The sequence below is a fragment of the Candidatus Thiosymbion oneisti genome, assembly GCF_900092655.1.
Classification (GTDB): domain Bacteria; phylum Pseudomonadota; class Gammaproteobacteria; order Chromatiales; family Chromatiaceae; genus Thiosymbion; species Thiosymbion oneisti.
The window spans coordinates 1-390 of record NZ_FLUY01001326.1 but is presented as its reverse complement, the minus strand read 5'-3'; the positions used below and the strand labels follow the sequence as shown (position 1 = coordinate 390).

Genomic DNA, 390 nt, shown 5'->3' with positions numbered 1-390 from the left:
AAAGGACACAGCACACAGAGTCACAACTCCCTGGCGAGACGAATACCGAGGAGGTTATTCGCTTCATCGGTCGTGTTCCCGTTCCGAAACGCTGGCCGGAGGTTTCTTGGAGGGTTGTTCCAACCACCGCCGCGAACCACACGCCGGGAACAGTTTCCACCGTTTTCTTCACCCCAAACGCTGCCATCCATGGGGGCGCCTTCGTAATTGTCGTGCCAACAATCCGCCGTCCATTCCCAGGTGTTGCCCAGCATGTCGAAGAGACCAAAGGCATTGGCCTGGAAGCTCGCCGTGGGGGCCGTAAACACGAATCCATCCCGGCAATTATTCGTAGGCCAGGGCCGATCCGGAAAGCGTGCCTTTACGTCCAGATCGGCCCCATTGGCAAAT

The 390-nt window shown here is 57.7% G+C and carries 1 protein-coding gene; it reads right to left on the bottom strand.

Translation table 11 applies throughout. The features are described 5' to 3' along the window. Nucleotides 1–20: 20 nt before the first annotated feature. Nucleotides 21–390 (bottom strand): formylglycine-generating enzyme family protein (locus BQ17_RS13650; protein WP_141699275.1); only part of this gene is annotated, 370 nt, incomplete at its 5' end.